Source organism: Variovorax sp. 10L426 (assembly GCF_056395305.1).
This window is the reverse complement of the sequence record NZ_JBFTJF010000081.1, coordinates 1-489: the sequence shown is the minus strand read 5'-3', so window position 1 is coordinate 489 and position 489 is coordinate 1. Positions and strand designations below refer to the sequence as shown.

Here is a 489-nt window from a genome sequence, read left to right as displayed (position 1 = left end):
CAAGGGCTCCTGGCGAAGTCCGGCGGCATTCAACCGTCACCGCGACACCGTTCCAGGCTTGCCCTGACCCTCGCCGAACGGGAAGAAATCTCTCGCTCGGTAGTGGCGGGGCTGTCGGTGCGATCAATCGCCTGCCGGCTCGGACGCGCCCCATCGACGATTAGCCGGGAGTTGCGGCGCAATGGCGGCAGCCAATGCTATCGTGCAAGTCAAGCCGAAGAGCTCGCCTGGGTTCGCGCGCTCCGTCCGAAGACCTGTAAGCTCGTCAGAAATCCTACGCTGGCACAGGTTGTGGCGGCCAAACTGAAGATGCGGTGGTCTCCGGAACAGATTGCTGGCTGGCTCAAGCATGACTATGCGGTCAACAAGGACTACCAGGTGTCACACGAGACCATCTACCGTAGCCTCTATGTCCAGGCCCGCGGTGCCCTAAAGAAGGAGTTGGTTGTACATCTGAGGCGGTGCCGGATCATGCGTCACGCACGGAAT

Annotated in this window: 1 protein-coding gene; it reads left to right on the top strand. The window is 61.1% G+C overall.

Features of this window, described 5'->3' with window-relative positions:
- Window positions 1-489, top strand: a 489-nt coding sequence (locus AC1DHL_RS29840) for a transposase (protein WP_478164341.1), incomplete at both ends; no start/stop codon positions are given.